Source organism: Streptomyces sp. NPDC029956, assembly GCF_055574655.1.
Genome location: NZ_JBVHZJ010000083.1, coordinates 21,504 through 29,006 on the forward strand (window position 1 = coordinate 21,504; position 7,503 = coordinate 29,006).

The 7,503-nt window shown below is 73.4% G+C and carries 7 protein-coding genes; 1 reads left to right on the plus strand and 6 read right to left on the minus strand.

The window, feature by feature from the left end:
* Positions 1 to 19 precede the first annotated feature (19 nt).
* The 6 genes from ACZ4XX_RS37665 to ACZ4XX_RS37690 form a co-directional block, all read right to left on the minus strand.
* Positions 20 to 1,621 (minus strand): acyl-CoA carboxylase subunit beta, encoded by a 1,602-nt coding sequence (locus ACZ4XX_RS37665; protein WP_468512317.1) that lies wholly within the window; start codon positions 1,619 to 1,621, stop codon positions 20 to 22.
* Positions 1,618 to 3,309: an acyclic terpene utilization AtuA family protein gene (locus ACZ4XX_RS37670; protein ID WP_468512318.1), complete on the minus strand. Its 1,692-nt coding sequence runs from the start codon at positions 3,307 to 3,309 to the stop codon at positions 1,618 to 1,620. Before ACZ4XX_RS37670 ends, ACZ4XX_RS37665 begins: the two co-directional genes overlap by 4 nt.
* The gene (locus tag ACZ4XX_RS37675) at positions 3,309 to 4,100 is read right to left on the minus strand and encodes a TIGR03084 family metal-binding protein (RefSeq protein ID WP_468512319.1); all 792 of its coding nucleotides are present in this window, start codon (positions 4,098 to 4,100) and stop codon (positions 3,309 to 3,311) included. Before ACZ4XX_RS37675 ends, ACZ4XX_RS37670 begins: the two co-directional genes overlap by 1 nt.
* Before the next feature lie 165 nt (positions 4,101 to 4,265).
* Positions 4,266 to 4,448: a DUF1272 domain-containing protein gene (locus ACZ4XX_RS37680; protein WP_468512320.1), complete on the minus strand. Its 183-nt coding sequence runs from the start codon at positions 4,446 to 4,448 to the stop codon at positions 4,266 to 4,268.
* 113 nt (positions 4,449 to 4,561) lie between these two features.
* Positions 4,562 to 4,939 (minus strand): VOC family protein, encoded by a 378-nt coding sequence (locus ACZ4XX_RS37685; protein WP_468512321.1) that lies wholly within the window; start codon positions 4,937 to 4,939, stop codon positions 4,562 to 4,564.
* 92 nt (positions 4,940 to 5,031) lie between these two features.
* The gene (locus tag ACZ4XX_RS37690) at positions 5,032 to 5,979 is read right to left on the minus strand and encodes an EamA family transporter (protein ID WP_468512325.1); all 948 of its coding nucleotides are present in this window, start codon (positions 5,977 to 5,979) and stop codon (positions 5,032 to 5,034) included.
* A gap of 180 nt (positions 5,980 to 6,159) precedes the next feature.
* On the opposite strand from ACZ4XX_RS37690, the gene ACZ4XX_RS37695 reads away from it, so the two are divergent.
* Entirely contained in the window at positions 6,160 to 7,017 is an 858-nt protein-coding gene (locus ACZ4XX_RS37695; protein ID WP_468512322.1) for a LysR family transcriptional regulator, read from the plus strand.
* Positions 7,018 to 7,503 lie beyond the last annotated feature (486 nt).

Below are 7,503 nucleotides of genomic sequence, written 5' to 3' on the forward strand. Positions count from 1 at the left end.
TCGGGCATGGGGAGGGGCCTCACATTCGGAAGACGCCGAAGCCGCCGCGCGCGCCCTCGACCGGTGCCGTGTGGATCGCGGAGAGGCACAGCCCGAGGACCGTGCGGGTGTCGCGGGGGTCGATGACCCCGTCGTCGTAGAGCCGGCCGGAGAGGAACATCGGCAGGGACTCGGACTCGATCTGCGCCTCGACGAGCGCCCGGAGACCGGCGTCGGCCTCCTCGTCGTACGGCTGCCCCTTCGCGACGGCGCTCGCCCGCGCCACGATGGAGAGGACGCCGGCGAGCTGCTGCGGGCCCATGACGGCGGACTTGGCGCTGGGCCAGGCGAAGAGGAAGCGCGGGTCGTAGGCCCGGCCGCACATGCCGTAGTGCCCGGCACCGTAACTCGCCCCCATGAGGACGGACAGGTGGGGCACGCGGGAGTTCGACACGGCGTTGATCATCATCGCGCCGTGCTTGATGATGCCGCCCTGCTCGTACTCCTTGCCGACCATGTAGCCGGTGGTGTTGTGGAGGAAGACCAGCGGGATGTCGCGCTGGTTGGCGAGCTGGATGAACTGCGCGGCCTTCTGCGACTCCGGGCCGAACAGGACGCCCTGCGCGTTGGCGAGGACGCCGACCGGGTAGCCGTGCAGGCTCGCCCAGCCGGTGACCAGACTCGGCCCGTACAGCGGCTTGAACTCGTCGAAGTCGGAGCCGTCGACGATCCGGGCGATCACCTCGCGCGGATCGAAGGGGGTCTTGAGGTCCCCGGGCACGATCCCGAGCAGCTCGTCCTCGTCGTACTTCGGCGGCTCGGCGAGCGTCACCGGGTCGGGGTGGGCCTTGCGGTGGTTCAGCCGGGCCACGATGCGGCGGGCCTGGCGGAGCGCGTCGGCCTCGTCGACGGCGTAGTGGTCGGCGAGCCCCGACGTCCGCGCGTGCATCTCTGCGCCGCCGAGGGACTCGTCGTCGCTCTCCTCCCCGGTCGCCATCTTCACCAGCGGCGGACCGCCGAGGAACACCTTCGACCTCTCCTTGATCATCACGGCGTGGTCGGACATGCCGGGGACGTACGCGCCACCGGCCGTCGAATTGCCGAAGACGACCGCGATCGTGGGGATGCCCGCGGCGGAGAGACGGGTGAGGTCGCGGAAGAGCGCGCCGCCGGGGATGAAGATCTCCTTCTGCGAGGGGAGATCGGCACCGCCCGACTCGACGAGCGAGATCACGGGCAGACGGTTGGCGAACGCGATCTCGTTGGCCCGGAGTGCCTTCTTCAGCGTCCAGGGGTTCGAGGCGCCGCCGCGCACGGTCGGGTCGTTGGCGGTGATCAGGCACTCGACGCCCTCGACGACCCCGATGCCGGTGATCAGGGAGGCGCCGACCGCGTAGTCACTGCCCCAGGCCGCGAGCGGCGACAGCTCCAGGAAGGGGGTGTCCGGGTCGACGAGCAGCTCGATCCGCTCGCGGGCGAGCATCTTGCCGCGCTTGCGGTGCCGCGCGATGTACTTCTCGCCGCCGCCCGCGAGCGCCTTGGCGTGCTCGGCGTCCAGGGCGGTCAGCTTGTCGAGCATGGCGGCGCGGTGGGCCCGGTAGTCGGATCCGCCGGTGTCGAGGGCGGAGGCGAGGACGGTCACAGGAGTCCCTCCGGGATGTCTGTTGCGCGGGAGCGGAGCCACTCGCCGAGGGCCTTGGCCTGGGGGTCGAAGCGGGCCTGGGAGGCGACGCCCTCGCCGAGGATCCCGGCGAAGGTGAAGTTGAGCGCGCGGAGCCCCGGAAGAACGTGCCGCGTGATCACCAGGTCGGCCGTCTCGGGAAGCAGTTCACGCACCCGCTCGACCGTGAGGGCGTGGGCGAGCCACCGCCACTCCTCCTCCGTGCGCACCCAGACGCCGACGTTCGCGTCGCCGCCCTTGTCGCCGCTGCGGGCACCGGCGATCCGGCCGAGGGGCACCCGCCGGGTGGGCCCCGGCGGGAGCGGCCCGGGAAGCGCCGGCTCGGGAACGGGCTCCACCTCCCGTGCCTCGTGCGGTACGGGAACGGGGACGCGGGTCCCGTCCGGGAGCACGGCCGCGTGGGGAACGTCGGCGGCCGGTACGTACGCGCTCTCGAAGACCCCGTAGGGCGCGCCCCTCCCGGGCGGCGCGGTGACGTGGAAGCCGGGATAGCTGGCGAGGGCGAGTTCGATGGCGGCGCCGGTGAGGGCGCGGCCGACGGCCTCGGGGGCGGGATCGCGGACGACGAGCCGCAGCAGGGCGCTCGCGGTCTCCTCCGTGTCGGCGTCGGCCCGGTCGGTACGGACGAGCTCCCACCGGACCTCGCGGGGGCGGCTGTCGGCGAGGGCGTCCTCGACCTGCCCCCGCACGAGTGCGGCCTTCTCCTCGATGTCGAGGCCCGTCAGGACGAACACCACCTCGTTGCGGAAGCCGCCCAGCCGGCTGAGCCCGACCTTGAGCGTCGGGGGCGGCGCCTCGCCCCGTACACCGTCGATCCGCACCCGGTCCGGGGCCTCCTGGGTCAGCCGGACGCTGTCGAGGCGGGCGGTCACGTCGGGCCCGGGGTAGCGGGCACCGGCCGTCTCGTACAGGAGCTGGGCCGTGACCGTACCGACGTCGACGACGCCGCCGGTGCCGGGGTGCTTGGTGATGACGGCGCTGCCGTCCTCGTGGAGCTCGGCGAGCGGGAAGCCGGGGCGGCGGAGCAGCGCCGGGTCGTGCTCGCGGAAGAAGGCGTAGTTGCCGCCGGTGGCCTGGGTGCCGCATTCGAGGACGTGCCCGGCGACGACCGCGCCCGCGAGCTTGTCGTACTCCTCGGGCCCCCAGCCGAAGTGCCACTGCGCGGGCCCGGTGACGAGGGCGGCGTCGGTGACCCGGCCGGTGACGACGACATCGGCACCGGCGGCGAGGCAGGCGGCGATCCCGGCGCCACCGAGATAGGCGTTGGCGGCCAGCGCACCGTCGACGGCCGGGAGCCGGTCGCCCTCCACGTGCGCGACCCGCGTGGGCAGACCGAGCTTGGCGGCGAGGACGCGCAGGGCGTCGGCGAGACCGGCGGGGTTGAGGCCGCCGGCGTTGGTGACGATCCGGATCCCCCGGTCGTGGGCGAGGCCGAGGCCCTCCTCCATCTGGCGCAGGAAGGTCTTCGCGTACCCGGAGCCCGGGTCCTTCAGCTGGTCGCGGCCGAGGATGAGCATGGTGAGCTCGGCGAGGTAGTCACCGGTGAGGACGTCGATCGAGCCCTCGGGCCCGCCGCCGGTGAGCATCTCGCGGACGGCGTCGAACCGGTCGCCGTAGAACCCGGAGGCGTTGCCGATACGGAGCACCATCACCGGGCCCCTTCGGCGGGCCGGCCCGGACCCGCGGGACCGGCGAAGGCCTGGGCGATGGTGAGCCACTGCTCGGCGTCCGGGCCGACGGCGACCAGGGAGGTGTCGTCGCGGTGGACGCGCTGGGTGACGAGCAGACAGAACTCCAGGGCCGGACCGGTCACCTTCTGAGCGGCGTCCTCGGGCCCGTACGCCCACAACTCCCCACCCGGGGATACGAGTTCCACCCGGACGGGCTCGACGGGAACGGGCAGGCCCCGCACCAGATAGGCGTAGCCGCGGGCCCGGTGACCGATCCAGGCGACGTGCCGGATGCGGTCGGTCGGGGTGCGGACGACCCCGAGGGCGTCGGCGACGTCCTGGCCGTGCGCCCAGGTCTCCATGAGCCGGGCGGTGGCCATGGCGGGGGCGCTCATGGGCGGCCCGTACCAGGGGAACCGCACTCCGGCCGGAACGCCCCGAAGGGCCTCCTGGAGCAGCTCGCGCCCCTCGCGCCAGTGGGCGAGCAGCTCTCCCGGCGGGAGCTTCGCCCCCTCCTCGGCCCCCTCGTCGACGAAGCGATCGGGGGCGGCGAGGGCCTTGGCGGCCTCGGCGGCGAAGCCGTCGGAGTCGGTGGCGGCGAGGAGCGCGGCCCGGTCGGTCCAGGCGAGGTGGGCGACCTGATGGGCGACGGTCCAGCCGGGGGCGGGGGTGGGCGCGGCCCACTGTTCCTCGCTCAACTCGGCGACGAGACGGTCGAGTCCTTCGCTCTCGTCGCGCAGGTCGTCGAGGACGACGACGGGGTCGGACACGGTGCGCTCCCCTCGGGGACGGGCGTTCACGGGCCTTCGCGAGGAGCATGACAGCGGGGAAAGAAACAATCAAGCGTGCTTGCTTTAGTTCTGGGCACACTCCTCGACCCCGCCACCCGGCTCCCCCCGCCGACCCGGCTACCCCCGCCACCCCACCGGCACCGCCTACCCGGCCACCCGCCGAGGCCGCGCCACCAGCTCGCCCCCGCAGTTGGGGCAGGCGTCACTCATGGCGTCGGCGCACGGCACACAGAAGCTGCACTCGTACGAACAGATCCGCGCGGGACCGTCCACCGCCAGCACCGCCACCTCGCACCGCTCGCACCGCTCACGCATCTCCAGGGCCATGACGGCCTCCCCTCCTTGCACCTCGGACGACAGCTCCATCGTCCGAGGCGCCCCGACACCCCCGAAACAGTCCGAAGGCCAACGGTCGACAGGATCGGGCCGGGCGGCCGCCCTCAGTGGCGGACCAGGCAGAACGGATGGCCCGCCGGATCCGCGTACACCCGCCAGCCGCGGTCGCCCCCGCCCGCGTCCAGCAGCGTCGCGCCCCGCGCGAGGACCTGCTCTCCGGCCGCTTCCAGGTCCCGTACGGCGAAGTCGAGATGGGACTGCTGGGGACGCTCGGGGTCCGGCCAGGCCGGGGGGCGGTGGTCCGTGACGCCCTGGAAGCAGAGGACGAGGCCTCCGGGAGTGTGCAGGGTGGACCACGCCTCGTCGAGCGCCCACCGGCCGTCCGGCCGGTCGACCTCACCGCCCAGCACCGAGCGGTAGAACGCGGCGAGTTCGGCGGGGGCAGGGCAGTCGATGACGAGACACTGCAGTTCAGCGATCATGCCCGGATCCTAGGACCCGAGCATGATCGCGAAAGCTCGCGGCACCGACCCGCGAGGGGGCGACGCACCGACCTACGAGGGGGCGACCGGATCTAGCCCGCGGCCCTGTCCCGGTCCCGTGCGGCCGCCCGCACCTGCGTCCGTACCGCTCCCATGCTCGCCGCGATCACCAGGGCGATCGCGAGCGCGTCGGTCGGCGACAGCGCCTGGCTGAGGATGAGGAAACCGGCCGTCGCCGCGATGGCCGGTTCCAGGCTCATCAGGATGGCGAAGGTGGGGGCGGGCAGGCGGCGCAGGGCGAGGAGTTCGAGGGTGTACGGCAGCACGGACGACATCAGCGCGACCGCGAGGCCGAGGCCGATCGTCGAGGGTACGAGGAGCTTGTCGCCCGCCTCCGCGATGCCCAACGGCAGGCTGAGGACGGCGCCGAAGGCCATCGCGAGCGCGAGCCCGTCCGCCTGCGGGAAGCGGCGGCCGGTACGCGCGCTGAAGACGATGTACGTGGCCCACATCGCGCCCGCCGCCAGCGCGAAGGCCGCACCCAGCGGGTCGAGACGGTCGAAGCCGCCGCCGCTCAGCAGGACGACGCCGCCGAGGGCGAGGCCCGCCCAGAGCAGGTTCATCAGCCGACGGGAGGCGACCACCGAGAGGATCAGCGGCCCGAGGACCTCCAGGGTCACCGCGGCGCCCAGCGGGATCCGGTCGGCCGCCTGGTAGAAGAGGATGTTCATGCCCGCCATCGCCGCACCGAAGGCGACGATCGTGCCCCAGTCCGCCCGGCCGTAGCCGCGGACCTTCGGGCGGCAGACGATCAGCAGGACGGCGGCGGCGAGCACCAGCCTCAGGGTGACGACGCCGAGGGCGCCGGCCCGGGGCATGAGGAGGACGGCGAGAGCCGAGCCGAACTGCACGGAGAGCCCGCCCGTGACGACGAGCGCGACGGGCCCGAAGCGGTGACCCGCGAGCCCCTTGAGCCCATGGCCGCCCTGGGGGCCGCCGGCGGGGGCAGCCGGCGACTCAGGGCCGACCGCGGTCCCCACAGGGCCCGCCTCCTTGACCGCACTGATGTCCACCGACTACTCCTCAAGCGTTCACTGCATTGAACTTCCAGTCCAGAATAGTGGACCATCGGCAGGCTGTCACCGCAGTTCCCCTCTCACGCTACGAGCCCCCGCGCGGCGCCGGAAATGCCGATTGCCCTGCGGTTATGCTCCGGACGCATGAGCATCGAGCTACGCCACCTCCGCTGCTTCCTCGCCATCGCCGAGGAATCCAGCCTCACCAGGGCGGCAGCCCGGCTCCACCTCACCCAACCCGCCGTGTCCCGCACGCTCGCCGCGCTGGAACAGCACCTCGGAGCACGGCTCGTGGACCGCACCACGCACCACCTCGCCCTCACGGCCGAGGGCCGCGCGTTCCGGGACCGGGCCGCGGCGGCCCTCGCGGCGTTCGAGGCCGCGGTCGACCCGGCGAGACTGCGCCACCGGCCCCTGCGACTCGGACACGCGTGGTCGGCCTTCGGCCCGTACACGACGCCCCTGCTCCGCCGCTGGCAGCGCGAACACCCCGAGACCCCGCTCGAACTCCTCCGCATCGACGACCGCACGGCCGGTCTGACCCGGGGAGAGGTGGACGCGGCGCTGCTGAGGGGACCGGTCGACGCACCGGGCCTGGTCACGGAGGAACTCACGACGGAGGAACGCGTCGCGGCCGTACCGGCCGACAGCCCGCTGGCGGAACGGTCACGGCTCACCCTGGACGACCTGGCGGGCGGAGCCGTCGTGCTGAACACGGTCTCCGGTACGACGACCCTCACACTCTGGCCGGCGGCGGCACGCCCGGCGGCGACGGTCACGGTCGCGAACACCGACGACTGGCTGACGGCGATCGCGGCGGGCAGGGGCGTCGGCGTCTCGTCCGCGTCGACGGCGTCACTGCACCCGCACCCGGGAGTCACCTACCGCCCCCTGCCGGACGCCCCACCGCTCCCGGTGGTACTGGCCTGGCGGGACGCCTTCCCGCACCCGGCGACGGGGGAACTGGTGGCGATGGCACGGGAGATCGTCAGTGGGGGGTGAGGGGAGAGGCACCCTCACCCTGGTGGTCGGACGAGGTCAGAACCGGCCCTGGGCGAGGGTGGCGGGGGTGGGGGGTGGGGGAATTGAATCTGGGGGTGCTTGAACGCAAGCCAGGGCGACGACGGCGAGACCGGCAAGCGTGCTTCTGGTGGGACCGCCCTCTCCCCGAGAGTCGCTCCTTCCGGTGGTGCGTCAAGGGCGCTCCCTGCGGTCGCGTCGCTGCGCGATGGCCTGCGCCCACCCTTGACCCACCACCTCCAGGAGCGAAGACACTCTCGGAGGGCGGTCCGGGGGGCGGGGTCCACGCCGGGCTTCGGGCAGTGGTCACTCGCCGCCTGCGTCCGCCGGGCGGTGGGTGGGGGCTTGGTTTGCGGCGGCGGCCGGTGGCGCAGTTCCGGTGGGTTCGGGGTGCGCGGTTGCTGGATGGGGCGGCCGGGCTCCGGCTCAGCGGCGAAAGGCCGTCCGGGGTGGGGCTTCAGGCCCCGC